Annotated in this window: 25 protein-coding genes; 11 read left to right on the top strand and 14 right to left on the bottom strand. The window is 59.3% G+C overall.

Annotated elements, in window-relative coordinates:
- Positions 1–108 precede the first annotated feature (108 nt).
- From KUG85_RS20925 to KUG85_RS20900, 6 genes are all read right to left on the bottom strand, one after another.
- The gene (locus tag KUG85_RS20925) at positions 109–273 is read right to left on the bottom strand and encodes a hypothetical protein (protein WP_255606527.1); all 165 of its coding nucleotides are present in this window, start codon (positions 271–273) and stop codon (positions 109–111) included.
- A 25-nt stretch (positions 274–298) separates the two neighbouring features.
- The gene (locus tag KUG85_RS20920; protein WP_009452630.1) at positions 299–1,042 is read right to left on the bottom strand and encodes a cytochrome c biogenesis CcdA family protein; all 744 of its coding nucleotides are present in this window, start codon (positions 1,040–1,042) and stop codon (positions 299–301) included.
- Positions 1,042–1,662: an SCO family protein gene (locus KUG85_RS20915; protein ID WP_009452629.1), complete on the bottom strand. Its 621-nt coding sequence runs from the start codon at positions 1,660–1,662 to the stop codon at positions 1,042–1,044. Before KUG85_RS20915 ends, KUG85_RS20920 begins: the two co-directional genes overlap by 1 nt.
- Positions 1,659–2,162: a copper chaperone PCu(A)C gene (locus KUG85_RS20910; protein ID WP_009452628.1), complete on the bottom strand. Its 504-nt coding sequence runs from the start codon at positions 2,160–2,162 to the stop codon at positions 1,659–1,661. Before KUG85_RS20910 ends, KUG85_RS20915 begins: the two co-directional genes overlap by 4 nt.
- Complete coding sequence (locus KUG85_RS20905; RefSeq protein ID WP_018065776.1) at positions 2,155–2,772, bottom strand: cation transporter; 618 nt, start codon at positions 2,770–2,772, stop codon at positions 2,155–2,157. The genes KUG85_RS20910 and KUG85_RS20905 overlap by 8 nt, the downstream gene beginning before the upstream one ends.
- 66 nt (positions 2,773–2,838) lie before the next feature.
- Positions 2,839–4,971, bottom strand: a complete 2,133-nt coding sequence (locus tag KUG85_RS20900; protein ID WP_040673348.1) for a heavy metal translocating P-type ATPase — start codon at positions 4,969–4,971, stop codon at positions 2,839–2,841.
- A gap of 185 nt (positions 4,972–5,156) precedes the next feature.
- Between KUG85_RS20900 and KUG85_RS20895 the strand changes: the two genes are divergently transcribed.
- The 3 genes from KUG85_RS20895 to KUG85_RS20885 all read left to right on the top strand — a co-directional run bounded on the left by KUG85_RS20895 (position 5,157) and on the right by KUG85_RS20885 (position 6,764).
- Entirely contained in the window at positions 5,157–5,633 is a 477-nt protein-coding gene (locus KUG85_RS20895) for a disulfide bond formation protein B (RefSeq protein WP_009452625.1), read from the top strand.
- Entirely contained in the window at positions 5,630–6,289 is a 660-nt protein-coding gene (locus tag KUG85_RS20890) for a DsbA family protein (RefSeq protein ID WP_009452624.1), read from the top strand. Before KUG85_RS20895 ends, KUG85_RS20890 begins: the two co-directional genes overlap by 4 nt.
- 70 nt (positions 6,290–6,359) lie before the next feature.
- Positions 6,360–6,764, top strand: coding sequence for a MerR family transcriptional regulator (locus tag KUG85_RS20885; protein ID WP_009452623.1), 405 nt, complete (start codon positions 6,360–6,362; stop codon positions 6,762–6,764).
- A gap of 142 nt (positions 6,765–6,906) precedes the next feature.
- On the opposite strand, the gene KUG85_RS20880 is transcribed toward KUG85_RS20885, so the two are convergent.
- Positions 6,907–7,506 carry a recombinase family protein gene (locus KUG85_RS20880; RefSeq protein ID WP_009452622.1) on the bottom strand — a complete coding sequence of 200 codons (600 nt, stop codon included), beginning with the start codon at positions 7,504–7,506 and terminating at the stop codon, positions 6,907–6,909.
- Positions 7,507–7,653: 147 nt separating this feature from the next.
- Here KUG85_RS20880 and KUG85_RS20875 point away from each other — a divergent pair, with 147 nt between their 5' ends.
- Positions 7,654–10,599, top strand: a complete 2,946-nt coding sequence (locus KUG85_RS20875; RefSeq protein ID WP_255606526.1) for a Tn3 family transposase — start codon at positions 7,654–7,656, stop codon at positions 10,597–10,599.
- Positions 10,600–10,929: 330 nt separating this feature from the next.
- Here the strand turns inward: KUG85_RS20875 and KUG85_RS20870 are convergent, their stop codons facing one another.
- From KUG85_RS20870 to KUG85_RS20845, 5 genes are all read right to left on the bottom strand, one after another.
- The gene (locus tag KUG85_RS20870) at positions 10,930–11,643 is read right to left on the bottom strand and encodes a GntR family transcriptional regulator (protein WP_009452618.1); all 714 of its coding nucleotides are present in this window, start codon (positions 11,641–11,643) and stop codon (positions 10,930–10,932) included.
- A 108-nt stretch (positions 11,644–11,751) separates the two neighbouring features.
- Positions 11,752–12,549, bottom strand: a complete 798-nt coding sequence (locus tag KUG85_RS20865; protein ID WP_240532839.1) for a heparan-alpha-glucosaminide N-acetyltransferase — start codon at positions 12,547–12,549, stop codon at positions 11,752–11,754.
- A gap of 43 nt (positions 12,550–12,592) precedes the next feature.
- Positions 12,593–15,364 carry a heavy metal translocating P-type ATPase gene (locus tag KUG85_RS20860; protein ID WP_040673345.1) on the bottom strand — a complete coding sequence of 924 codons (2,772 nt, stop codon included), beginning with the start codon at positions 15,362–15,364 and terminating at the stop codon, positions 12,593–12,595.
- 81 nt (positions 15,365–15,445) lie between these two features.
- Positions 15,446–17,002 carry a peptidylprolyl isomerase gene (locus KUG85_RS20855; RefSeq protein WP_255606525.1) on the bottom strand — a complete coding sequence of 519 codons (1,557 nt, stop codon included), beginning with the start codon at positions 17,000–17,002 and terminating at the stop codon, positions 15,446–15,448.
- Complete coding sequence (locus KUG85_RS20845) at positions 16,999–17,727, bottom strand: response regulator (RefSeq protein ID WP_143088113.1); 729 nt, start codon at positions 17,725–17,727, stop codon at positions 16,999–17,001. Before KUG85_RS20845 ends, KUG85_RS20855 begins: the two co-directional genes overlap by 4 nt.
- A gap of 214 nt (positions 17,728–17,941) precedes the next feature.
- On the opposite strand from KUG85_RS20845, the gene KUG85_RS20840 reads away from it, so the two are divergent.
- Positions 17,942–18,922, top strand: a complete 981-nt coding sequence (locus KUG85_RS20840) for an endonuclease/exonuclease/phosphatase family protein (protein ID WP_255606524.1) — start codon at positions 17,942–17,944, stop codon at positions 18,920–18,922.
- Between the two features lie 286 nt (positions 18,923–19,208).
- Positions 19,209–19,490 carry a hypothetical protein gene (locus KUG85_RS21185; protein WP_255606523.1) on the top strand — a complete coding sequence of 94 codons (282 nt, stop codon included), beginning with the start codon at positions 19,209–19,211 and terminating at the stop codon, positions 19,488–19,490.
- A 12-nt stretch (positions 19,491–19,502) separates the two neighbouring features.
- Here the strand turns inward: KUG85_RS21185 and KUG85_RS20830 are convergent, their stop codons facing one another.
- Complete coding sequence (locus KUG85_RS20830) at positions 19,503–20,849, bottom strand: Nramp family divalent metal transporter (RefSeq protein ID WP_009452605.1); 1,347 nt, start codon at positions 20,847–20,849, stop codon at positions 19,503–19,505.
- A 141-nt stretch (positions 20,850–20,990) separates the two neighbouring features.
- The gene (locus KUG85_RS20825) at positions 20,991–21,413 is read right to left on the bottom strand and encodes a MerR family transcriptional regulator (protein WP_009452604.1); all 423 of its coding nucleotides are present in this window, start codon (positions 21,411–21,413) and stop codon (positions 20,991–20,993) included.
- A 146-nt stretch (positions 21,414–21,559) separates the two neighbouring features.
- Here KUG85_RS20825 and KUG85_RS20820 point away from each other — a divergent pair, with 146 nt between their 5' ends.
- The 5 genes from KUG85_RS20820 to KUG85_RS20800 all read left to right on the top strand — a co-directional run bounded on the left by KUG85_RS20820 (position 21,560) and on the right by KUG85_RS20800 (position 25,887).
- Positions 21,560–22,072: a copper chaperone PCu(A)C gene (locus KUG85_RS20820; RefSeq protein ID WP_240532838.1), complete on the top strand. Its 513-nt coding sequence runs from the start codon at positions 21,560–21,562 to the stop codon at positions 22,070–22,072.
- Between the two features lie 147 nt (positions 22,073–22,219).
- Entirely contained in the window at positions 22,220–22,876 is a 657-nt protein-coding gene (locus KUG85_RS20815) for a transglutaminase-like cysteine peptidase (RefSeq protein WP_009452602.1), read from the top strand.
- A 619-nt stretch (positions 22,877–23,495) separates the two neighbouring features.
- Positions 23,496–24,146, top strand: coding sequence for a cytochrome c oxidase assembly protein (locus KUG85_RS20810; RefSeq protein WP_009452601.1), 651 nt, complete (start codon positions 23,496–23,498; stop codon positions 24,144–24,146).
- On the top strand, positions 24,127–24,663 hold the full coding sequence (locus KUG85_RS20805; RefSeq protein ID WP_009452600.1) for a copper chaperone PCu(A)C: 537 nt from the start codon (positions 24,127–24,129) through the stop codon (positions 24,661–24,663). The genes KUG85_RS20810 and KUG85_RS20805 overlap by 20 nt, the downstream gene beginning before the upstream one ends.
- Before the next feature lie 216 nt (positions 24,664–24,879).
- Positions 24,880–25,887, top strand: coding sequence for a L,D-transpeptidase family protein (locus tag KUG85_RS20800; RefSeq protein WP_009452599.1), 1,008 nt, complete (start codon positions 24,880–24,882; stop codon positions 25,885–25,887).
- Positions 25,888–26,300 lie beyond the last annotated feature (413 nt).

The following is a 26,300-nucleotide window of genomic DNA, read 5'->3' as shown; positions in this document are numbered from 1 at the left end:
TGCTCTCGGCATCCGCCGTCATCGCCTCCAGGCCATGGCGGAATGGAACGCTGTAACCATCGGCACCTGATCGAGCCGCCGCAGGGCCCGGTGCGTCCATGCTCAGGTTTATGTGACATCGCCCACGCCGGTGTTAAAGCCGAGCACGAGATTAAAGAAGCCGGTGACGGGAATGACCTGAGGTGGATTCATAACATGGTCCATGACCCACCACTTCGTCGCCTGATCAATGAAAAACCCGCCAAGGGCGAGTGGAAGGCCGAGCCTGAGCATGTCCGAATGTCCTTTAAACTCCGGCTTAGCCGATCCGACCGAGGGCCGGGAACGTCTGGAGCAGCCATATTGCAAAGCTAGAGAGATGGCCGGTGATCATGGCGATGCCCATCACCACCATCACCCCACCAGCGACGATTTTGAGCACCCGGCCGGTGCGGCGCATCGACATCATCCGCGCCATGAACCCGCGCATGAATAAAGCCGCCAAGATGAAAGGGAGGCCAAGGCCCAGGGAATAGACGGCGAGCAGCGTCGTTCCGCTTGCAACCGTGGCGTTGGCAGCGGAGAGGGTCAGAATCGCACCTAGCACTGGTCCGATGCAGGGAGTCCAGCCGAACGCAAAAGCGAGACCCAGGAGATAAGCGGCCCCAGCGCTTCCGCTGCCCGGATTGGCATGGAACCGGGCTTCACGATTGAGCCAGGGCATTGGTACGAGGCCGGTCGTGAATAGGCCGAAGACGATAACGATCCCTCCGCCAATCAGGTTCGCTTCGAAAAGATACATGCGCAAGAGCCGGCTCAACACGGTGGCGCTGGCCCCAAGGATGACAAACACGGTCGTGAAGCCGAGCACGAAGCAGAGGCTGAGGCCGAGAGTTCGGCCCGCTGCCCTGAATTCTGTATCGGCCGCAATTCCGTCCGGGCTAATCGTGCGGCCTGCAACGTAGGAAATATAGCCCGGCACCAGCGGCAGAACGCAGGGCGACAGGAAGGATATAACGCCAGCGGCGAAAGCCGTCGCCATTCCGATACTGGAGAACTCCATCAGCCAATCTCGCCCACTAGACGGCGGAGCTTCTGCAAGCGAATCTCACGCGGCTCGTGCATGTCGAGCGTGCCGACGAATTGGCTCTCGGCATCCATCATGTAGACGCCTGCGGTGTGATCCATCGTGTATTCGCCCCCCTCCAGAGGCACTTTTCGCGCGTAGGCCGCAAAGGCCTTCACCACGGCGTCCGTTTCCTGTCGATTTCCCCGCAATGCGAGGATGCGATCATCAAAGGCTGTCATGTATTGAGCCAGCAGCTCTTGGCTGTCTCGTTCGGGATCGACGGTGAAGAACAGTACGTTGAACTGGTCGGCCACCGGCCCGAGCTCGTTCATGAGATCGCTGAGTTCGTAGAGCGTCGTCGGACACACATCGGGACAATGGGTGAAGCCGAAGAAGGCGAGATAAGGCTTTCCAGCAAGCGCGGCATTGTCGATCGTCCCGCCTTGATGCGATGTGAGCTGGAACGGGCCGCCGATAGCTGCGATGCCTGTCGAAGACGCGACCGCCGCATTTTGCTGCTGCCAAGGCTTGGACACTGACAAGCCGATGAAAAGCCCACCGACAGCGGCGACGGCAACCCATGCAACAAGACGGAAAAGTTTGACGCCGCTCATTGGACAGCCTCTCCGTGCCCGTCATGTTCGTTCGCAAATTCCGGACGAGCACCCATGTTCTGCACAGCGAACTCAACGTCGATGGTACCGGCCTGCTCGAACACCAGTGTTGCGGCAAACCGCTCCCCTTCCTTCAAAGGACGCGATGGCTTCAAAAACATGATGTGTATACCGCCAGGTTGAAGTTCGACCGTCTTGCCAGCCCCAATTTCGATGCCATTTTGCACCGGCCTCATGCTGGCAACCCCGTCGATCACGGTCGACTCGTGGATTTCCGCCCGTTCTGACAGAGGTGATGAGATCGAAACCAGACGGTCGGCCATACCGCCATCGTTCGTTAGCGTCAGATAGCCGCCGGCTACCGGCGCGACCGGCGGAGTCGCGCGCGACCACGGATGATTGATGGTGATCGAACCGGCTTGGAAGTCGTGACCAACGGCAGGAGAGATCAATACCGCAAGGGTAAGGAAGGCGGCGGATAGGGCTCGTGAACTAATCATGTTGATTAACTTTCTCTCCAGCTTCCCCGGCCTTTTCAAGAATTTCCAAGCCGCTTCTGACAACGACAACAACCACGCCCAGGCCGATGATCAGATCCGGGTAGGGCGAATTGAAAAGGATTACGGCCAGACCCGAAAGCGCGATGGCTGAGTTCACGAGCATGTCGTTTGTCGTGAAAATCCATGAGGCTTGCAGATGCACGCCGCCTTCCCGATGAGAATTCAGGAACCACATGCAGATCATATTCGTAAGCGCGCTCGCGATTGCCACGGCAATCATGACCGGCCCTATCGGATCGGAGCCAGTGAAGAAGCGACGACCGACTTCAAATAGAAGAAGACCAGCGAAAACCATCAGAAGGATACCCGACAGCCGGGCAACTCGAACCTTCGCCGCCAAACCGCGACCTACGACGAAAAGGCTAATAGCGTAGACACCGGCATCGCCAAGATTATCGAGTGCAGAGCCCATCAATCCTGTTGACTGAGCCCACCACCCTAATCCCCCCACAATGGCTGCCTGGGCCGTATTGATCGCAAGCACCCATGCGAGCGCCCATTGTTCGCTCTTCTCGGATGAAGTGGCACTGCCCTTGGACTGATTACTCATAAATTACACCTCGGCTTTCTTGGCGAGAAGTGGAAGCCGCGACCTGCCTTCGCGCACTGCTTGGGCTCATTTGTCGCGGGTGCCGCGCCAGGTCAGCAGGCGCAGCGCATTGGCTGTAACGAGGACCGTAGCGCCCGTATCGGCGAGAATCGCCATCCAGAGCGTGGTAATGCCGAATAGAGTCGTCACGAGGAAGACGGCCTTCAGACCAAGCGCTATGGCGATATTTTGCCAAATATTGCCGAGTGTCGCCTGTGACAACCCGATGAGATCGGCAACACCCGTCACCCGGTTTCTGAGCAGCGCGGCATCTGCGGTCTCCAGAGCAACGTCGGTGCCTGCACCCATGGCAACGCCAACGGAAGCGGCTGCGAGCGCCGGCGCGTCATTGATACCGTCTCCCACCATGGCGATCGGGCCATTAGCTTTGAGGCGACCGATCTCGGCGAGCTTGGCGTCGGGCAACAATTCGGCGCTTGCCTCAAGGCCAAGATGGGCCGCAATGGCGTCGGCCGTGCGCTTGTTGTCGCCGGTCAGCATCAGTGGCCGCACACCTCGATCTGTCAGCCGCTTCACACCTTCGATAGCGTCGTCGCGCGGTTCGTCGCGCAACGCGATCAATCCCTCGATGGTCTTGCCCTTTATAAGCACGACGACCGTCTTGCCCTGGCTCTCCAGTGTGGTGATCGTCTCGGCAATGTTCTCTTCGAGGGCAGCCTGTTCGGCGGCATGACGGGGAGACCCGACCGAAGCGAAGCCGTCCTTCAACCGCGCTGTGACCGCTTTGCCGGGTGTGGCAACGCCGCCCCCGAAGGTGACGGGCAGTTCGAGCCCCCGCACTTTTGCCGCCTCCACGATTGCAACCCCGAGAGGATGGCTGGTGCTGCGCTCGACGGCCGCTGCAATGGCAAGGACGGCGTTCTCGTCCCCATTGATCGGCACAATGTCCGTCACCTGGGGATGGCCACGCGTCAGCGTTCCTGTCTTGTCGAAGGCAACAGTTACGACCTTACCGAGTATTTCCAGTGCCGCGCCCCCCTTAATCAGCAATCCCTGACGCGCGCCGGCGGCAAGACCCGAGGCAATAGCCGCCGGCGTGGAAATCACGAGCGCGCAGGGGCAAGCAATCAGCAACGTCGCAAGACCCCGATATACCCATGTCATCCAGTCACCGCCGAAGGCGAGCGGCGGCACCACGACGATCAGAGCCGCGACGACCATAGCGCCAGGCGTATACCAGCGGCTGAAACGGTCGATCATACGCGCCGTCGGGGCCTTTGATTCCTGAGCTTCCTCGACCATGTGGATGATGCGGGCAATGGTATTGTCGGCCGCGACATGACTGATCGACACTCGCAACTCGCCATTTGCATTGATGCTGCCGGCATAGACGTTTGCGCCGGCTTCTTTAAGCACGGGCATGGATTCGCCTGTCACGGGCGCCTCATCGACCTCAGATGCACCATCAATCACCGTGCCGTCAGACGGCACACGGTCCCCAGGCCGAACAACGACGACATCACCAATAGCCAACTCTTCGGCAGCGACCTGCTCAATGACACCATCACGCTCGCGGAACGCGACCCGGGGCACGAGATCGATCAGCGCTTCAATGCCTGCCCGCGCACGGCCTGCCGCCACGGTTTCAAGCAGCTCGCCCACTGCGAACAGGAAGATCACGACAGCAGCTTCTTCGGCCTCGCCGATGGCGACCGCGCCGAGTGCCGCGACCGTCATCAACGTCTCGATGGTGAAGGGTGAGCCGGACATCGCACCGGCGACCGCCCGCCGCGCGAACGGGATAACGCTGATCAGGGCCGCACCTGAATAGAGCCATTGCTCCCAATCCGGCAGGATACGCGCAATGGCGAAGGCAAGCATGAACAGTGCGCCGGTCAGCAGTACAAGCCGACCCTTGCTGCCTTTCCACCACGCCTCTGTGATGCGCTTCCGAGGCGGACCCCCCTTCGTCTCAGCCTGCTCGATCACTGGCGTGTACCCGAGCGCTCGGATCTTTTGCTCAATAGTGCCGAGGGCCGTCCGGTCTTCATCGAGTTGCAATGCTAGCGTCTCGTTGGCGTAGCTGACATTGATGTCGCTAACGCCCGGCAGGCGTTGCATCGCCGTCTCGATTTTCAATGCGCACGAGGCGCAGTCCATGCCTTCTATACGCAGTCTGTAAGGGCTCGCTGCCGCCATGGTGTCACCTCGATGGTTTAATGTGACACCGCAGATAGACCCTGTAGCAACTATAGGGTCAAGAGTGGACTTCGTTTATTTGATTTCGCGCTGCGATCCACGTGCAAATTCGCGGTACAACTTCATTAAGGAGCCTTGACCCTGTAGTGGGTACAGGGTGCAGAAATAGTTGAATGCAAAGGTAAATGGAGCGAAGCGAAACGATGGCGAAAGGGAGTGCTATGACCACCGGGGCGGGCACGACTGCAAATACCTGGGCGTTCGTCTTCTCGGCATGGCTCATTGCGCTTGCCGCCTCGCTCAGCGCTCTCTTCATTGGTGAGGTCATGGGACAGACGCCGTGCAATCTGTGCTGGCATCAGCGCGCTTTCATGTTTCCGCTGGCGGTCATTCTGGCTGTCGCTAGCTTTCGAGGTGATGCCAGCGTTTCCCGGTACGGACTTCCACTGGCTGCCCTAGGTGCCGCCATCGCTGCATTCCACTCCCTCCTTTATGCGAGGATCCTTCCAGCAGCCATCGAGCCTTGTACACAAGACGGCCCGTCATGTTCTGGCGTCGAGATGACGGTCCTTGGCATTTTGCCGCTCCCTTACCTATCGCTCGCCGCCTTTGGGAGCATCGCTCTTCTTCTCGTTCTCGCGCACCGGAGACGTTCAACATGACCAGACGGTCCATCGTACTTCTCACTGGCCTTGTCGCACTGATTGTCTTTGCAGGCGGTGCCTTTATCTACGACCGGTACGACGGCCTCTCGGCACAGCCCGTTGCACCGGCGCAAGGTGATGCGTTGGTCAGGGCGCATTCACCCGTAATCGGCCCAGCGGATGCGCCGGTGACGATCGTGGAATTCTTTGATCCGTCCTGCGAGGCGTGCCGAGCTTTCTATCCAGCCGTTAAGCAGATCATGGCGAATTTCCCTGCCGAGACGCGCCTGGTCATCCGATACGCGCCCTTCCATGACGGATCTGACGAAGCCGTCAGGATTCTGGAAACAGCCCGTCTTCAGGACAGATACGAACCGATACTGGAAGCCCTGCTGGCGCGACAGCCGGAATGGGCCGTGCATGGTGCACCCGATCTCGAGAAAGCCTGGGAAATCGTGGCGGCGGCTGGGTTGGATGTTGAGCAGGCACGGCGTGAGATGTCCTCGGCCGAGATTGACGCCGTTCTTGAGCAGGATATGGCCGATGTTCAGAGCAATAATGTGCGCCAGACACCGACCTTTTTCGTGAATGGCAGGCCGCTGGAATCCTTCGGACCGCAGCAACTCCACGACCTGGTGCGTGAAGAGGTGGAGAGCGCCAGAGCGGCGCACTAGGCGAGCCATCGAGATCGACAAACGTCCAAATAGAACCTACATGACCCTGTATACGCTATAGGGTCATAAAATGAACTCTTCAATTCTGACGATCGGTCATCTTGCAAGGCAAACCGGTACCAAGGTCGAAACGATCCGCTTTTACGAGAAGAACGGTCTACTGCCCGAGCCCTCGCGTACCGAAGGCAATTATCGGGCGTACGAGCCAGACCATCTGAACCGGCTGAGCTTTATCCGCCGGGCACGTGACCTGGGCTTCTCGCTCGACCAGATCAGAGCGCTTCTCACGCTATCCGACAATCGCGGACAATCCTGCGCAGCAGTTGATGCCATCGCTAGCGAACATCGTGCAGAGGTCGAAAAGAAGATCACTGATCTCATGGCGCTCAAGGCCGAACTCGACAGAATGATCGACCAGTGCGAGTGCGGCATCGTCGACGATTGCCGGATCATTGAAACCCTGTCGCCGAAATGATCGGAGGTCCATGCAGCTTTGCCGACGATCCATGTCTTGATCGACTGCAATTGGTAGGTCGTTCGACATCTTCCGCTTGGAAGGGTTGGCTGCTGAAAGCGGCCTTTCCGCTTTCCACCCCATGGAGGTCATCGGATCCAAGTCATGCCAAGGCCTCATGGGCTTCCCGCTGACGATATTCGGCAACGATTCTTGAGACGGTTGGCTCGCTCACGTCATAGAGCCGCGCCATCTCGGCGCCGGACTTGCGCCCCGCAACAACGGATTCGGCGATCTCACGCCGTTTCTTATCGTCAAGTTTGCGCCGCCGACCACCGAGCCGCCCTTCCAACCGCGCCTGCGCTAGCCCTGCGCTAGTCCGCTCGCGGATCATGGCGCGCTCGAACTCGGCGAATGAGCCGACCATCTGCATCATCATGCGGCCTGCCGGTGTCGTCGTGTCGATCGCTTCGGTCAGCGACCGGAAGCCGGCCCCCGCCGCTTCGATCTTTTCCATCAAGTGCAGCAGGTCTTTCAGGCTTCGCGAAAGCCGGTCGAGCTTCCAGACAACAACGACATCGCCATCCCGTAGCTGGCCGATCATCTCCTGGAGCCTCGGCCGGTCCCATCGCCCGCCGCTGGCGGATTCTTCGAAGACGCGTTTACAACCCGCTGCCGTCAGCGCGCGCAACTGTGCTGCGTTCGACTGGTCGTCCCCCTTCGACACGCGAGCATAGCCGATCAAATAAGGTGCGGTGCTCAATTCGATCCTTTCACAAACGGCCGTCTACGGAAGCAGGATGACCATGACCGCAAATCAAGGCTCAATGCCTTTCACAATCCTCTTGCAAAACTGTATCAAAAGGCAAGTGATTTTTGAAAGGGATAACCGATGCCAGCACGCATTTACATGACCGGCCCTCAGCGCGACGCTTTGTTGGCGCTGCCCGAAGACGAGACGACGGTCGTCCGCCATCACAGTCTGGACGTAAACGACCTAGCTGCCATCAACAGCGCCCGCACGCCTGAGACCCGGCTTGGCTATGCTTTGCAGCTTTGCTGTCTGCGTTATCCGGGGAGGCATCTCCGACGCGGCGAATTGCTGCCCGCTGTCATGCTCGACCATATCGCTGAGCAGATCGGGATCGATGCAGAAGTGATCGGCGGTTTCGCACGACGGACGCCCACACGCTACGATCAGCTTCTCGCGATCAAGGCGCGTTTCGGGTTCACCGACCTCACCAAGCCGATGCGCGCAACGCTTCGAGCGTGGCTGGAAGCCGAAGCTGTCGGCCTGACCAACGGACGCGTCTTGTTGGGCAACTTCCTCGACGAACTGCGCTTCCGTAAGATAGTCATTTCCGGAATCACCGTGGTCGAGCGCATGGCCGCCGAAGCGATGCACGCGGCCGAAAACCGGATCATCGCCGACATCGACAATCGTCTCGATCCGGCCACCCATAGCCGACTTGACGCGCTTATCGCCGAGAAAACGCACGATAGGCAAAGCCGATTTTCCTGGCTACGGGAACCCACCCCGCGCGTCGCCTCTGCCTCGCTCGTCGGTATTCTTGACAAGATCGCACTGGTTCGCGGCATCAGGACGCCCGCCATCGATAGACGATACGAACCCCGAATGGAGCAATTTGCGCGCGAAGGGGTCCGCTACACCGCGCAGGCATTCCAGCAGATGGGGTCGGCGCGGCGGCATGTTATTCTTGTGGCGACGCTGCGCGAGTTTGAGGCCACGCTGACTGACACAGCTATCGGTATGTTCGACTCGCTCATCGGGCGAGCGCATCTGCGTGCCCGCAAACGCCTTGAACAGACGGTTGCCGCTTCTGCCGACCAGGGCCGCGACCGATTAATCCGTGTCGCCGACGTGCTTGAGGCGGTCAGCAAAGCCGCACGCGCCGGCGGCGATATTGCAGCAGCGGTCGCAGCGGTCGCCTCGCTCGATACGATCGATGCCGACGCTGCTCTTCTCCGGCGAACCACGAGGCCGGGACGAGATAATGCCATCAGTGAAATCGGGCCAGAATATCGGACGTTCAAGCGGGCGGGGCCGCGCTTCCTGAAAGCGTTCACGTTCGAGGGTCGCAAGGGTACCGCGCCGCTCCGTGCAGCGATGGCGATCCTGGCCGAACTCGATGGCGACTGGCGCACGGCGCTCCCTGATGGCTTGCCGCTCGGGCATATCGAGCGGCGATGGCAGCGCTATATCGTCACGGACGACAAGATCGACCGAACCCATTGGGAGCTGGCGACCTATTCCGCGTTGGCTGGAGCACTGGCGGCGGGCGACATCTGGGTGCCAACCTCCCGACTGCACCGCTCTCTGGAAACGCTGCTTTCACCGAGTACGGATCCGGTCCCGGCACAGGTCTCCGATATTCCTGATCCTCATGTGTGGCTCGATGCCCGCGCGGCCGAACTGGATACTGCGCTGCTCAAGGTATCAGGGGGGCTGACCAGCGGCGATCCCGCGCTGTTTTCCGGTGACCGACTGCGGTTTCCGAAAGAGCCGAAAACCGATCTTGCCGAACGCGACGATGGCAGACAGTTCGTCCGGACCTGCTACAATCTCGTGCCGACGACGCGCATCACCGATGTTTTGTCTCAGGTCGAACGTTGGACCGGTTTCACCAGCCATTTCGGTCATGTCTCGACCGGGTTGCCGCCCAGCGATGAACGATCCTTTCTCGCAGCTATGATTGCGGAAGCGACGAACCTCGGCCTGTCACGGATGGCTGAGGTCTGCGGCGTGGCATCGCGGCGCACGCTCCTGCGCATGCAGACGTGGCACATGCGTGAAGAGACGTTTCGCGCCGCGCTCGGCTGTCTGACCGACGCCATACAGGCCGAACCAATGGCGGCCTGGTTCGGTGAGGGCTGGCGCGCCTCTGCCGATGGGCAGGCTTATTATCTTGGTGGCGCCGGGGAGGCTGGCGGTCAGGTCAACGCGCATTACGGCCGCGACCCGATCGTCAAAATCTACACCACCATCACCGACCGCTACGCACCGCTCCATCAAACCGTGATCGCGGGCACTGCCGGCGAAGCGATCCATGCCCTCGACGGCATTCTCGGCCACGAAAGCAACGCCAACCTTTCCGCGCTGCACGTCGATGGCGGCGGCGTCTCCGATATCGTGTTTGCGGTCATGGACCTGCTCGGGCTTGATTTTGAGCCACGTATTCCGCGCCTCTCCGATCGCCGCCTCTATTCCTTCGAGCCGCCCAAGCGTTACGGACGCCTCGCGCCGCTGTTCGGGAACAGGCTCAACCGCGATCTGATCGTCAATCACTGGCCCGACATTCATCGCGTCATTAGGGCGATGCGCGACCGAACCATCACCCCATCGCTGATCCTGAAAAAGCTCTCAGCCTACCGGCAACAAAACAGCCTTGCCGCTGCCCTTCGCGAGGTCGGCCGTATCGAGCGCACACTCTTCACATTGCGATGGTTCAAGGATCCGGCGCTTCGCCAGCTTGTCACGGGTGAACTCAATAAGGGCGAAGCGCGAAACAGTCTGGCGCGCGCGGTTGCGTTCCACCGGCTCGGCCGCTTCCGGGATCGCGGTATCGAAAATCAGCAAATGCGAGCGGCAGCACTCAATCTCGTCACCGCCGCAATCATCCTGTTCAACTGCCGCTATCTCGACCGCGCCGTGAGTGAACTTGGAAGTCGCGGAGTGAAAATTGATCCCGCTCTACTCTCGCAGCTTTCACCTTTGGGCTGGGACCGGATCAACCTCACCGGCGATTATGTCTGGTCAGACGGCATTGAACTCGATGCCGACGGACTCATGCCCCTTCGAATCCCCGATAGCTACCGTGAATCTATGTCCCGATAATGCACAGAGGCCGAGTAGCTTCCGATTTTGGGAGAGGGCAGTGATCCTGTCTGCGAGATGCTCCTGAAAGATGGCCACCTCAAGCACGAAATCTGCGGATTCCGGCAACGAGGTGCCCGGACCCCAGCATTGGATAACGCGGGGGATCTTTAATCCGGACAAAGTGAAACCGGCAATATTCTCGCGAATACTGTATTCCAAGATGGCACGTGCCATTCCAAACTCGTCGCGCATAGCATTGGCTGCACTAGCCGGGCTGTGGTCAATCAAGGTGTTCATCGCTGTTTTCGGGTGCCCGTTTGTCTATTGATATCCATCCTTGCATCGCCGCTACTGAGTGAAGATATCAACGGCCTCGAGGGCGTAAAGGTTTCCTTTCCGGACGAGATCAGGGATAAATTCCCTCTTCCGCTCGTATTGCTCTTCAAGGTTGCGAAGTGCATCGTTGATGCTGCCTTTGTCGAGAGCGGCAAGAAATTCCGTCATTGCGGCAATCGTCTCGTGGAGCCTCGCCTCGTTCTTCATGTCGAGCTGCCGAATGAAAGTCGTTCGGTCATTGAATTCCAGCATCAGGCGTACCATCCGCAGATTGTCGGTCAAGCCGGCGATACGCTCATAGACTGCTTCGATCGCGAGTGCTGCAGCTCCAGCACTGTCGGATGCGGGCTGCCTGATAGCCAGGTCGAGCTCGACCAATCGCAATCCTCTTGCCGAGAACTGGAACACGCCGTTTTGCAGGCAATATTGTGCGATCATGAATGCTGTTTCGTAGTCGGCGGAAACCTCGTTGACGGTCAAGGGTCGGGTCATGTAGCTCCGGCTGCCATCCTTCGCGATGATCCCTTCATTCGCGAGCAGGATGAGGGCTTCGCGTACTGGCGTGATGCTGACCCCAAATCGGTCAGCGATGTTCTTCATCTCCAGGGAGGTGCGTGGCGGCAGCTTCTGCATGACGATAAGCGATTTGAGGCGGCCATAGACCTGTCCCGTCTTGTTTACCTGTCCGTTCTCCGAGCTTGGCGCGTCTGGCAGGTCCTCATGCATCCAAGGTCACTCCTCCCTGAATATGCGGCTCGCTATGGCTGCTTCTCGCCAATGTTGTTCGTGGGAACTGGTTCGGACAGGAGATTGTCCCGTCACACGAAGTAGTCATCAATTCGAAAGAGCCCACGAAAGAGGAATGATGAAAGCCAGGAGAAGCGGCTGGTGCAGAAGGTAGATCGGCAGGCTCTGTTTCCCCATCCAGATCAATGCGGCAGCCGATCCGCCTCGGGGAGGGGCCTTCGAGGAAGGACTTCGATTGGAGCCAAGTCGGAGCAGCTTCGCCGTAGCCATGCCGAAAAGCGTTATACCGACCCACGGGAAAACGGGAACAAAGTCGTTGCTGGGGAGTGGGTTCTCGGCGAATCCGATCCAGGCCAGCCATCGTGTGTCGAAAACCGGCGATTGAACGAAGAATGGAAGCAGCACAACAGCAACCGCGGCACCCAGGCAAAGTGGAGCGCCGGCGCGCAGGAATGCTGCGCCGACAAGCGTGGCGGCCGCGATTGCGTGCAAGATCCCGAAATAGATGAAGCTCTCGGGAAAGACGAACCAGGTAACGACAGTGATGGCGCCGGCGGCGACCACTATGGTCAGAAGCCGGCGGGCAAACGCCCCCTTATCCACGGCAGCATGGTGGGCGAGGACGAGGCTGATCCCGACGAGAAACATGAACGTCCCGGCAAGGCTTCGCCCGAAAGCCAGCCAGGCCGGGTGCCGGGCCACTCCGCTGATGATCCCGGTGAACTCCAGATCCCAGACGATATGGAAAAGAACGACCCCTGCGATCGCGAGACCGCGCGCGATGTCGACCGCTGCGATGCGCTGACCGTGAGCCAATGCGGTCACCTCACCCGGACCGACGCGTTGCCGACCGACAGCACGGCCGCCGGGGCAGTCAGACCGCATGATCGCGACATCGCACTCGCTAGGGTCTCCGAATGCCGCGCCCTCATGCGTCGCGCAGTCCCTTCCAGGCCAGCAGCCGCATCGCATTGGCCGTGACCAGCACCGTCGCGCCGGTGTCGGCCAGGATGGCGGGCCAAAGCCCGGTGATGCCGAGAACCGTAGTCACCAGGAACACCACCTTCAGGCCAAGTGAAAGCGTGATATTCTGGAGGATGTTGCGCATTGTGAGACGCGACAGCAAGATCATGTTGGCGACGTCCCTGACGCGGCCATGCAGGACGGCGGCATCAGCCGTTTCCAGCGCCACGTCCGTACCGCTGCCCATGGCGATGCCGATGTCGGCGGCGGCGAGCGCTGGCGCATCATTAATCCCGTCGCCGACCTTGGCCACGAACTTTCCTGTGCCGCGAAGCTCACCGACAATCTTCTGCTTGTCCTGCGGCATCAACTCGGCGCGGGCCTCCATGCCGAGCGAGGCCGCGATGGCTTCAGCGGTGCGCCGGTTGTCGCCGGTCAGCATCACAGTGCCGGCCCCGAGATCGTGAAGGGCGGCTATGCCGGTTTTTGCATCGTCCCGCGGTTCGTCGCGAATGGCGAACAGACCCGCCACCTCGTCGCCCGCAAGCAGCACCGAAACCGTCTTGCCTTCGTCGTTCAGTGCGGCAATGCGGGATTGCAGTTCCGCGTCGAGCGAAACCTCCTCGGCTGCGGCTTTCGGAGACGCCAGGAACAGCTTGACGCCATCCACCGTGCCGGTAACGCCCTTGCCGCCGATGGCGCCGGCATTGCTGGCCGCGACGATCGTGACGTCCTCGGCTTCCGCTCTGGCAAGGATCGCAGTCGCCAGCGGATGGCTCGATCCGGCCTCAAGCGCGGCGGCAAGCCGCAGCACTTCGCGTTCGTCACGCGAGATGCCGACAATATCGGTGACCTTCGGCTTGCCTTCCGTCAAGGTTCCCGTCTTGTCGAGCGCGACGTAATCGACCTTGCCGAGATTTTCCAGCACCGCCCCGCCCTTCATGAGCAGGCCCCGGCGCGCGCCCGCGGAAAGAGCCGCGGCAATCGCTGCAGGCGTTGAAATGACGAGCGCGCAGGGGCAGCCGATCAGCAGCACCGCAAGGCCGCGATAGATCCAGGTGTTCCATTCCGCACCGGCAAGAAGCGGCGGCAGGATCGCGATCAGGGCGGCCACGACCATCACCGCCGGCGTGTAGTATTTAGAGAAGCGGTCGATAAACCGTTCGGTGGGAGCCTTCGACTCCTGAGCCTCCTCGACCAGGGCGATGATCCGCGAGATGGTGTTGTCCTCGGCGGCGGCGGTCACGCGAACCCTGAGCACGCCTTCCTGATTCACCGTGCCCGCAAAAACCTTGTCTCCCGGTTCCTTGCGCTTGGGCACCGACTCGCCGGTTACCGGCGCCTCGTCGACCGCGCTTTCGCCGGAAATGACGTCTCCGTCCGCCGGCACCCGGTCACCGGGCCGCACAAGCACCACCGCGTCGATAGACAGGCTCTCCGCCGGAACTGTCTGCGTCGTGCCATCGCGCTCCAGCAAGGCCGTTTTCGGCATCAGTGTCGCCAATGCCCGGATGCTGGCGCGGGCACGGCCCGTTGCGATGCCTTCGAGCAGCTCGCCGACAAGGAACAGGAAAACCACGACCGCCGCCTCTTCGGCCGCGTCGATGATGACAGCCCCGACCGCGGCGACCGTCATCAATGTCTCGATGGTGAACGGACTTCCATTGACCGCGCCGAACAGGGCACGCCGGGAGATCGGGATCAGCCCGACCGCCATGGCGGCGATGAAGCCCCAGGGCTGCGTTTGCGGGAACAATTTGGACAGCACGAAGGCGACAGCCAGCGCAATGCCGCAGACGACAGTCAATTGCGCCTTGGATGTTTTCCACCATGGTCCATCCTGGGGACCGTGATCATGGCCATGCATGCCTTCCAGCGCGTCAGGGGTTCCGGCACCACTGCCGCCCGCCTTTGAATCCTGCTCGTGACGGCAATCCGGGCCGTGGACATGATCCGCAGCCGGAGAGCCTGACTTCTGGCCGGAAGCCGGAATCGGCACGGCCTTGTAGCCAAGGCTGGTGACTTTGCGGGCGAGACCTTCAATGTCGGCATTGCTTTCATGCGTAACGGTCATGGTCCCGGCGACCACCGAAACCTTCACGTCGGTAACATCCGGCATTCGACGCACTGCGGTGTCGATCTTGGCCGCGCAGCTCGCGCAATCCATGCCGGCGACGCGAAAGCGGGTCTGATGCGCGCCTGCCGACGTAGTCTCCTCGATAAAACTACTCGCAGCGCGATCTTCGCCTGAATGACTGTCCCCCGCGTGATCGCGATCAGCATGGTCGTGCTTGCAGTCCGCACCATGAACATGTGCGGAATGATCGTGCCTCGTATGATCGTGATCGCCGTGGTCATGGGGAGGATGATCATGGTTGCATTTCGGCCCATGCGCATGACCGGCATGGTCATGACCCGAATGATCGTGATCGACGTGCTCGTGATCATGGTCCGCATGGTTGGATTTTCGGCCTTGACCGTGGGCGGTCTCCGCAGCCTTCGACTTCTTCACCGCACCAAGGCGTGTGGCCTTATAGCCTAGCCGGTTGACCTTTTGGGCCAGTGTGTCGAGATCGAGCTTGTCTCCGTGTTCAACGCTCACGGTGCCAGCAACAACCGACACGTTCACATCTGTGACATCCGGTATTCGTCGGACCGCTTTGTCGATCTTGGCGGCGCAACTTGCGCAATCCATGCCTTCAACCCGAAAGCGGGTGCGGCGTGCTGCAGCGTTCATCTCGATGTCTCCTGTCTCGCAGGGACTACGTCATAGGACCTATAGCAGCTAGAGGGTCAAGGGGCTTTAAGAGTTTCTTCGCTACGGCGATGGCGGTTGTTCGCGAGAGGCCGCGCGCGTGAGATATTTTTCCAGAACCTGCGGATACAACTGCACCTTGGCTTCTTGGAGTTGCCGCCTCTGCAATTCATCGGCCATGGAGCGATGCTGTTGGTTGGTCAGGTACTCCTCGATAAAGGGCTTTGCCTCGTCAAGAATTAACTGTTGCGGCGAGGTTCGTTCCGTCACTTCCACGATGTAGATGCTGCCTCCCAACTCGAAAGGTTTGCCAACTTTTCCCGGCTCCATGTCTTGAATCGCTTCATGGAATGGGTGGCTCATCAGTTCGCCTAGTGGATCCCCGCTTTCGCCGATCCAACCAGGGAACTCGCCACCCTTTGAAGCTGTTTCGACATCCTCGGAATACTCCTGCGCTACCGAGGCAAAGTCCGACCCCGGGACTGCTCCTGTCAGCTTCCGATAGGCTTCGTCTGAACGTTCGCGTGCACGACTCGCGTCCGCCTCGCTCGAGCCAAGACCGATACGGACATAACGGATTCTCGACATCGGAGGACTCACAAGGCGATCGCGATTGTCGGAGTAGAATGCTTGAATTTGCTCGTCGGTGACATCGATCCGGTCGTCCACCTCCTCCTGCTCCATCATTTGCCGCAGCAAACGAAGTCGCGTTTCGTCGGCAAGGGGTTTGTTTGCGACGTCGAGCAACTTGTCATAGGTGTCCGATACCAGGAGCATGCGATCAATTAGCGCGTCTGCCAAACGTTTGAGACCCTCTGCGCCTTCGAACTGGTCGCGAAGTGACGCTTCCTCATATTCCTTGTAGAAATCGCGAAGGCTGTAGCGCTGTCCCTTGATCGTGAAGAGCGTCTTTTCGCCGTTCTCCGCGAACCATTGCTGTTCCTTTTGCGCGCGTACGGTTGTCATGATCGTCGGGCGGACTTCGACTAAGCTCTTTGCGCCCGCGGGCATGACCTCCTGAAGGCGGACGACATAATACGATCCGCCTGCCTGAAACACGCTCGCCAGTTCCCCGGGAACCAGTGCGAAGACGTTTTTGTCCCAATCGGGGTTCTTGCTGCCTTCGGGCACCTCCGCCCGGGATGAAAAACGTGCCTTCGAGTATCGCTCTGCTGTCGCCTGGAATGTTGCGCCGCCCTGGATGCTCAGTAAGGCGCTGGCCGCCTCTTGTTGGGCCTTCGGGCCGAATTGTGATGCACTGAACTCCAGTTCATCAGCAATGGCGCGGCGTGGCAATTTGAATTGGTCGATGTTCTGTCGGTAGTAGGTCTCAAGCTCCTCCTGGCTCGGAGCAGGCACGTCGTCCTGCGTTATTCTGACGTTGAACAGGTGGCCATCAGAGGAACGAACGATCCGATCCCTCCATTCGCTTGGAACGTCTGAAACAATATTCGCAATAGACGCAATATGCTGGGCGATGTGTTGCTCTTCTGTGCGCGTCAACGACTCAACTCGATCTTCCGACAGTACGAGCAGGGTGACCATATGCGTCGCAACAAGGCCCGTCACAAGAATGACGACTGTTCGGCCACTCAGGCTTTTCGGCAGCAAACCGATCATCCACGCGACACGTCGGCTGCAAATACATAGCCGTCGCCCCACACGGTCTTGAGGATTTGTGGGTTTTGGGGATCCTCCTCGATCTTCCGCCGCAACCTGCTGATCCGGGTGTCGATGCTGCGATCAATGAATTCGGACTCACGGCCCCGGGTCAAATCGAGGAGTTGATCCCGCGTGAGCACGATCTGCGGCCGCTCAACGAATACTTTCATCAGGTTAAATTCGGCAGTGCTCAAGGAAAGCAATGCATTATCTATCGACTTCAGAGAGCGTGTCGCCGTGTCGAATGTCCAGCGGTCGAACCGCCACACGCACGCAGTTTTGCTTCGCGTTCCTGCGGGAACGGATCGCGTCCTTCTGAGGACCGCGCGGATTCGGGCCACGAGTTCCCTGCCGCCGAAAGGCTTTGTCAGATAGTCGTCAGCGCCCATCTCGAGACCGAGGACACGATCAAATTCGTCGCCTTTCGCGGTGAGCATGACAACTGGAATGTTGGTCGTGGCTCTGAGATCGCGACAAAGGGTGAGCCCGTCCTCTCCTGGCAACATGAGATCGAGAACGACAAGGTCGACGCTGCTTTCGATGAGCTGCCGCCGCATTTGTCGTCCATCCGCTGCAGCGCTGACGCGATATCCTTCTTTGGCGAGCAGCCCGGCGACCAGGTCTCGAATATCCTGATGGTCATCAACCACCAGGATATGACCGTTCAAAACATCCACTGACACAGGTCACTCCCCGATCGCTAGCACAGGGTGAGCGACGTTTGCGGGCTTCCTGTCTCGGCCGATCGATAAGTCTCGCTCCAGCATAGCGTACAATCTCATGCTGCTAGAGATTCAAGAGGCCTCTGACGTCGGTCGCCGCGTTAGTTTGACTCACTGGTAAGAGCGAGGAGGAGGGACTATTCCTTCATCATCCCGACCGTCTTGCGACTGCAGAATGCTCGTTACGCTTTCAAAAAGTAAGCTTCATAGAGCCGGCATCGTCGCAATGGCAGTCCTGTGCGCAGGGTTTTCCGCAGCATCGTTGGGATCGATGGCTCTCGCGACAAACATGTGGATTGCTGACCTCGCAAACTTCCTTCGCCCGCATCTTTTGCTCCTCGCGACATGCCTGTTTGTTCTTAGTTTGGCCTTCCGCCACGTCATCGTGGCACTTTTCGGGACACTAGCGCTGCTAAGCGGTGTGTTCCCGTTCTTTTTCCTACCACTGCCTGCTTCTTCGCAGATCGGCGCACCACTTACGGTGGTGACCGCTAATGTCTATGTCGACAACCCCGATCCGGCGGACTTTCTCTCACTTCCATCAATCGCGACCGCCGACATCCTGGTGCTCCAGGAGATGACGCCGCGATGGCAGGATGCGTTGGCAGCCAGCGGCATCTGGCCATTCGAGAGCAGTCGCGACCTGCACGCCAACACGGACATGAAGCTATTCAGCCGATTTCCGATCCTGACCGCGAGAACCGTGTCTCCCGAGAGCGCCGACACGGGCGGGAGGTTTGCCGTCCGATATGAACTGCTTGTGGGAGGCCGGGCCCTCATCGTCTATGCGGTTCATCCGCAGACGCCGAGAAGTCCACGCATGTGGCGCGAGCGGTCGGCCTATCTGCGTGATCTTGCGCAGGCGCTCCTGTCGGAACGGCAGGACACTCCCGTTGTCGTCGCGGGTGACTGGAACACCGCCTCGTGGTCTCCTTTCTTCAAAGACCTGTTGTCCTCCACGGGTTACAGGACGACTGAATCCCGATGGTGGCCCCTGCCGACCCGATTCAGCATAAGGTTCGGATCGTGGACGCAGCTCGGGACACCAATTGATCGCATCGTGCTGTCGCCAGCGGTGGGATTGGACAGCTTGGCGATGGGGCCAAAATTCGGGTCAAATCACCTTCCAGTCATTGCGAGGCTCACACTTCCGTAGGTCAGGCCATCGATCCCAACTTCAGGCACGGTGAACGGATGCATCAAGACGCGCGGATCGGAAGGCGGGCATGCGGCTAAGGCAGACAATCGGCGTTTTGCTTGCGGCATCGCTTGCCGGCATTCTACCGGCTTTGGCAGAACCGCCGACGGGCGTGTTCCTGTGGTTCCCAGACCAAGGAGCAGTACCTTCCTCCGCGGACTGTGATGCGCTCGTGCGCCGCATCAGGCCGTCCCGTGAGAAGGCCGACGCATTGCTTTGGGGCCGAGTGCCGTTCGGTTCGGACATGGAATACTATCTGTTCCTGGATCAAAGGAGGATGGAGACGACCTATGCCGCGGAGGGCGACTACGATACAGGGTCGGTCCGTTTCGGCCAGACCCGCGGGGACGAGACCGTCTTCGAGCTCATCCCCGATGACCATCCGACGGAGACGATTGCCGGGAATATCATTGCGCCTGCGGGCAGTTCGGTCGTCAAGGTCGTTCTGCGCAACGTTCCTTCATCCAATGGCGCCGCCGATAGGGTGACCTATTTCTGCCGGTTCGAGGACGACACGGAGGCGTGAGGACGCCGGGGATCAAGCTGCGGACGCAAGAAAGTCGAAGAGCAGCTTGACGTTCAGGGCAGCGATGGCAAAGGCGATAAAGAAGGCGATGGCGACCAGCGCACGGGGCGCCACCAGTTCACCCATCTTTTTCCGGTCGGCCGTGAACATCACCAGGGGAAACACCGCGAAAGACAGCTGAAGGCTGAGGATCACCTGGGTCAAAATCAGGAGCTGGGCGGTGCCGCTCTCTCCGTACCAGATGGTGATCGCCGCGGCTGGAATGATGGCGATCGCCCGCGTGATGAGCCGGCGAAGCCAGGGGGGCAGCTTGATATCCAGGAACCCTTCCATAACGATCTGTCCTGCAAGGGTCGCCGTCACCGTCGAGTTTATGCCACAGCACAGGAGCGCGATTCCGAACAAGGTCGGCGCGATGGCCGCGCCGAGCATCGGTGCCAGCAAGCTGTGGGCCTCGCCCAATTCGGCGATTTCCGTCCTCCCGGTCGTGTTGAACGTGGCGGCGGCAAGGATGAGGATCGACGCATTCACGCAGAGCGCGAACATCAGTGCGACCGTTGAGTCGATCGTGGCGAACTTCAGCGCTTCGCGCTTTTCCGGCAGGCTGTCGCCATAATTCCTCGTCTGCACGATCCCGGAGTGGAGATAGAGGTTATGCGGCATCACCGTCGCGCCGAGGATGCCAAGGGCGAGGTAGAGCATTTCGGGATTGGTGACGATCTCGGTGGTCGGGGCGAACCCGCGGATGACGTCGCCCCAGTTCGGATCCGCCAGGGCAATCTGAAGCACGAAGCAGACGGCAATTACGGCAAGCAGCGCGATCACCAGTGCTTCGACCCAGCGGAAGCCAAGCCTTTGCAGATAGAGAATGAGGAAGACGTCAAGCGCGGTGATCACGACGCCAATTTCCAGCGGGATGCCAAAGAGCAGGTTCAAGCCGATGGCCGTACCGATGACCTCGGCGATGTCGGTCGCGATGATCGCGACCTCCGCGAGCCCCCACAGGGTACGCGACACGGACTTTGGATACGCATCCTTGCAAGCCTGCGCCAGGTCCCTGCCGGACGCGATGGCGAGTCGCGCGCAAAGGGATTGGAGGATGATCGCCATGATGTTTGAGATCAGGGCCACCACGAGCAGGGTGTATCCGAAGCGCGATCCGCCTGCGATCGACGTCGCCCAGTTGCCGGGATCCATGTAGCCGACGGCAACAAGATAGCCCGGGCCGATGAAGGCGGCGGCCCGGCGCCAGGACGAGTGCATGCCCTGCACGGGCACTGACCGGTGCACATCGGACATTGAAGGGGCACGCGACCTGCCCCTCCAGCCGTTGGCGACGTCCGACGTCGGCTCGGTCATCTCGATCCCTCGGATTTGCAGTTGCAACCTATTTGCATTTAAAGCAATGAAATTGCATTTGGCAAGACGTGCTGGCTGACGTCGCGCCGCAATTCAGAAATCTTTCGGGGATCGTGCGAGAAGCCGACGCTTGGCTCCTCGCTAAGGTCGCTGGTGTTCGCTCACGCACATGTCGTGGTTGGCGAGAGACTGCAGCACGTAGCAGTGTTTAACCTGATCGTCGTGGTTTCGTGACGTCATGCGATCAAGCTCCTTCTCGAGAAGACGGAGCTTGGCGATCTTGTTGCGAACGGCCTGAAGCTGCCGAACGGCGATTTCATCGGCATCCACGCAAGGACGGTCGGGATGAGCGCTCAGTTCCAGGAGTTCCCTGATGGCCTCGATTGTGAACCCCAAATCCCGAGCATGCTTGATAAACGACAGGCGCTCTCGATCATGTGATTCATATCGCCGCTGGTTGCCCCCGGAACGTTCGGCAACAGCCATCAATCCCATCTGCTCATAGTACCGTATCGTAGGAATTTTGACGCCGGTTGCCCGCGACAGTTCTCCAATCGTCAGCATCTGTTCCTCCAGTATCTATAGCTATTATGACTTAGGATTTCTCCCTGCAAACGCGTTCAATTGCCGCATTGTCTGGCAGCATTGATCATAGGTTTGCCCAGATTGGGCTCAACCAAGGGCAGGCACTGGAGAGAGGACATTTGCTTGTGAATAGAGAACTTTTGACAGCGGGGCTGGCAATCTTCGTCTTGGCCACGCAGGTGGAGGCATCCAACGGCGTACAAGATCATGGCAAGCCGCCGCCGATTTTGACGGTCGAGCACGCGGAGATCCTGGTGACAGAGAACGAGGACGACGGCGTTGAAGGCTATCTCACAATCTGGAATGGCACCAATCAGCAGATCAGCCTGGAGGCGATCCGAAGCGATGCATTCGGCAAGATTTCCATCTTGCGAACCGAAATGAGTTCGGGCCGGACCAGCACCGGGCCAGTGGAAGGAATTGTTCCTGTGCCGGGTCACGCCGAATTGACGATGCGCCCTAGCGGCATTCGCTTGCTCCTGGAGGATCCCCTGTCCCGAACTGACAGGTTGTCTGACAGCCGCCTTACGCTGGTCTTCGAAGGCGGGCAGGAACTGGAAGTTACCGCCAATGTCGTCCAATCACGCGATCAGTTGACGGTACATCATCACGGCCAGGGAGACGTCGCCGTTGACTGACCGCGTATGCGGTCACCATCGGTGAATCAAATATTGAAGCACCGCATAAAATTTTCAGATAGTTCTCCCTTAATTTAACCAACTGATTTTCCATCGTTTTGAGGCTTATCCTGTATCTGCTTCCCAACACTACGGGGAGACGGTTCAATGATACGCTTTGTTGTTTGCGCCCTGGCGCTCGGAATGTCATGCGTCATGGCGTCAGCCAATGCCTTTCACTTCAACCCCACACAGCCCATCCGAGCCAGCAATATGCTTACATTCGGGACGACCACTATGCCGGTCGGATACTACGAGTACTGCAGGCGCTACCGGAGCGAGTGTGCCCGGTCACCGGAAGGCTCGATGATCAAGCTTACGAAGCCGAGATGGCGGGAGATCGTCTCGATCAACGCGGATGTGAACGCTGCGGTCGCTCCGCTTACCGACATGGAGATCTTCGGCGTAGAAGAGCGATGGGAATACCCGACCACCGTGGGAGATTGCGAGGACTACGCTCTTGAGAAACGCAAGCGCCTGAACGAACTCGGCTACCCTTTGGGTGCTCTGCTGATGACGGTTGCCCGCGACGCAAAGGGCGGAGGACACGCGGTCCTGACAGTGGTCACGAATCTCGGGGACTTCATCCTGGACAATCTGGAGCAGAAGGTCCTGCTGTGGAAGGACACGGAAATCTACTATCTTAAGCGCCAGTCTGGAGAAGACCTGAATCGCTGGGTCAGCCTGGTGAATGAGGACGAGCTTCTTATGTCCTCAGGCAGGAAGTACGCGCCTTCCGCGGCGGCCGCCAGCGTAAACAGATAGACCGCAGTGCCGCCGTATAGCATCTCAAGATTGTTATGACCGAGCCCGACGCACACCAGTCGGAACACCGAAGACAGTACCAAGTAGGCGATCGGTACGATTAACGTAAAGCAGGCCAAGCGAAAAATCATCGAGAAATGGACCGAATTGGACGTCAAGACGGTCCACCTTCTCACCGATAACGGCGATCGGCCACTCAAGCGTGAGTGATTGGACCGTTACCCAGTTCGGAGGACGATTGAGTTTCGTTCGTCTCAGTCCGAACGTGACTGAAACTTATCCAGTACACGGCAACGACGAACGTTACCAGAAGCACGCACAGCACCCAGTTCATACGCCGTCTTTTGCGCGCAAGGAGCAGCGACTCGTGGGAGGGAAGGCATTCCAGTGCTTCCGGCATGGCTATGTCTGCTTCTCTTTGTAACCGAAGTGAGTTTCCTCCACGCCAGAACGTTATTCAACAGGCAGACGAGCTTTACCCGGTGCGGTGCTTTGACGCTTGCCGATACCAAATGATAGGAGGCAGCGCATCGAGCCCCCGCGCCTTGATGTCACGTTGTCAGATCGTTGATCATAAAACAACCTCCTCGGCCAAGAGGATCAGAGGAGGTCGTGACCCATGGAACATCGCTCGCGCAAACGCTGGCCCGTGATGGCCAGCGCCGGGATATTGGTCGCCATGACAGGTCTCGTCGCATATTCACCTACCCTCTATCGAATGTTTTGCGACCTGACAGGTTATGGCGGGACGGTCCAACGATCGGTCGACGGATCGATGCCGACCGCGACGAGCAACGAGACGGTTAAAGTGCTTTTCGATGCAAATGTCGCGCCAGACCTTCCCTGGGAGTTTCGCCCTGAGCAACGAAGCATAGAGACAAAATTCGGCGTACCCACCAAGGTCTATTACTACGCAAAAAATGTTTCTGATGAAACCGTCGTCGCACGGGCCACATTCAACGTCACGCCGTATCAGACGGCCCCTTTCTTCTTCAAAATCGAGTGCTTCTGTTTCACGGAAGAGAAATTGGGGCCGGGCCAGAGTGCCCGGATGCCCCTGGTTCTGTATCTCGACGAGCAAATGCTGAAGGATAAGGATGCCCGGAATTTCCGTGAAGTGACGCTGTCCTATACCTTCTTTCGACAGAAGAACCTGTCACCGCAGGAGATCGAAGCAGCACGGAATCTTTCGAAGGGATCCGACGAGACGGACGAACGCCTGACGACCTCCTCGACCCAGGAGTTCGATAATGACGCGCCGAGAAGATAGTCCGATAGAAGCACAACCATCTCAGCGCCGGGAACGGGGTTGGTCAAACGCGGCATCGGCGTTCGAGCCCTGGCCGCGGATCGGCAGGTCGCTGGCTTCAGGCGTCTTTCTGGCGGTTTTCGCCGCAAGTGGCGCGTCCGCCCACAGCTATAAGCTGGGCCAGATTTCGATCGGCCACGTCTGGTCACCGCCGCCGGCGGAAGGAGACGACGGCGTACCGGTGTATGGCGCCCTTCTCAATCAGGGGACGGCAGAAGCACAATTGACAGGGGCGGAATCATCCGTCGCCGAGACTGTCAGGTTCCGTGTCGATGCGGACGGCGCGGAACGTTGGCCCTCCCGCATAACGCTCAGCCCAGGCAAGCCGCTGGGTCTTGCCCCATGGCGCGAGCATATCTGGATTTCCGGACTGAAGAAGCCGCTACGGCCCGGCGACACGTTTCAACTAAGGCTTGATTTCGGAGAAAAGGGAAAAATCGATACAATGGTTATTGTCGAGGACGAGGCTGGCCACTAAACCGGTTGGCGAACAGGATATCGCCAGCGCGCAGACTTATTACCGTCTGTAGTATATCGCCACATTCACCGATACGTTGTCTCTCGCGGGCAACCTCTCATTCCTGTGATTCTTTGCCGCGCGGAAATTCGTTGGCGGAAACGCCATTTTAACTATGATGGCCTGACTCTGCGAAGCGCTGCCGGAATGGGTGCGTGCAGATGAATATGGTTATCGATGATGTTTACAGCCGTCAGAACAGGGGGGATTGTGCTGCTTGCGCTCTTTTTGAGCGCATGCGTTTCGACCGTTCTCGACGTTGACGGCAAGGCTACCCAGGCGATCCCGGCGGCACTCGTGGCGGAAATGTCGCGCAAATCCATGTCGGCTTCCGCGCCGATCCTCGTACGGATTTTCAAGCAGGAAAGCGAGCTTGAGATATGGAAACGGGATCGCAGCGGCAGATACGCCCTTCTCAAGGCCTACCCGATGTGTCGCTGGTCCGGAAAGCTCGGCCCGAAAAAGCGGGATGGGGACCGTCAGGCTCCTGAAGGGTTCTATCATGTGTCCGCGGGAATGCTGAACCCGAACTCCCAATACTATCTGTCCTTCAATCTTGGTTATCCGAACACGCTTGAAGCAGCACTCGGCTATACGGGGGAGGCGCTCATGGTCCATGGCGCCTGCTCGTCGTCCGGGTGTTTCGCACTGACGGACGAAGGCGTGGCCGAGATCTATGCCGTCGCGCGCGAGGCCCTGAAAGGTGGCCAAGGGACGTTCCAGGTCCAGGCGTTTCCGTTTCGGATGACGCCCCAGAACATGGCTAAATACAGGAACGATCCAAACTTTTCGTTCTGGTCGGACCTGAAGCTGGGCTACGACATTTTCGAGGTCACACGTCGGCAACCGAAGGTCTCCTATTGCGAAGGACGCTACGTCTTCGACAGGGAGTTCGAAGGTGGAGAGCCACGGGATCCTTTGGCGTCATGTCCGCCGGCACTGAATGCTGCTGATCCGTTGGTCGCCGGACGGCAGCAATCCGATCGCGTCGCTATGGACGATCTTCTTTCGACCGGCAGCGTGCTTTCGGCACATGCCTATTCCGATGGAGGCATGCATCCGAGCTTCCGCAAGCTGCTGGAACGCGGCGGACAGGCTTCTCTCGCCAAGCGGACCTCGCTGACATCGGTGCCGATCAGCCGTCCCGAGGCCGCACTGGCCGACCCTCACTCGCCAAATGAGTGACGCGATGGGACGGACACTGCTCGCTCTCCTGATGCTATGTTTCATTAGTCTCCACGCTGCGCTGACGACGGCGGCGGCGGGCGAGGGGGAGCCGTTCAAGCGGGGCTCAGTCCTGACATATGTCGAGACTGACACCGGCGACGATGGCGCTCCCGCTTCGCTTGTGGCTGCCGCGAAGTGTCATGATGGCTGCAGCTGGCTTGCCGCATGGCACGCTCCTGCTTTTTGCGAGACACATGCTTCTCCTCTGGAGAGATCTGCCGGCACTGTTCCTCCCGGGATTGTTGCCCTGGTCGTCCCCCCTCCCCGATAGACTCACGAAGAGGCGAAAACGATCGCCGTCGCACCATCCGGCAGTTCCGCCGGCGTGGTGTGCTCGATGGGTCGTTGCTTCATATGAGCAGCGTCTGCAC

Origin of the sequence: Nitratireductor rhodophyticola (assembly GCF_019891355.1) — a bacterium.
In the GTDB taxonomy this organism is placed as follows: domain Bacteria; phylum Pseudomonadota; class Alphaproteobacteria; order Rhizobiales; family Rhizobiaceae; genus Nitratireductor; species Nitratireductor rhodophyticola.
The sequence above is the reverse complement of the archived record's forward strand: the minus strand, read 5'-3'. Positions and strand labels throughout refer to the sequence as shown.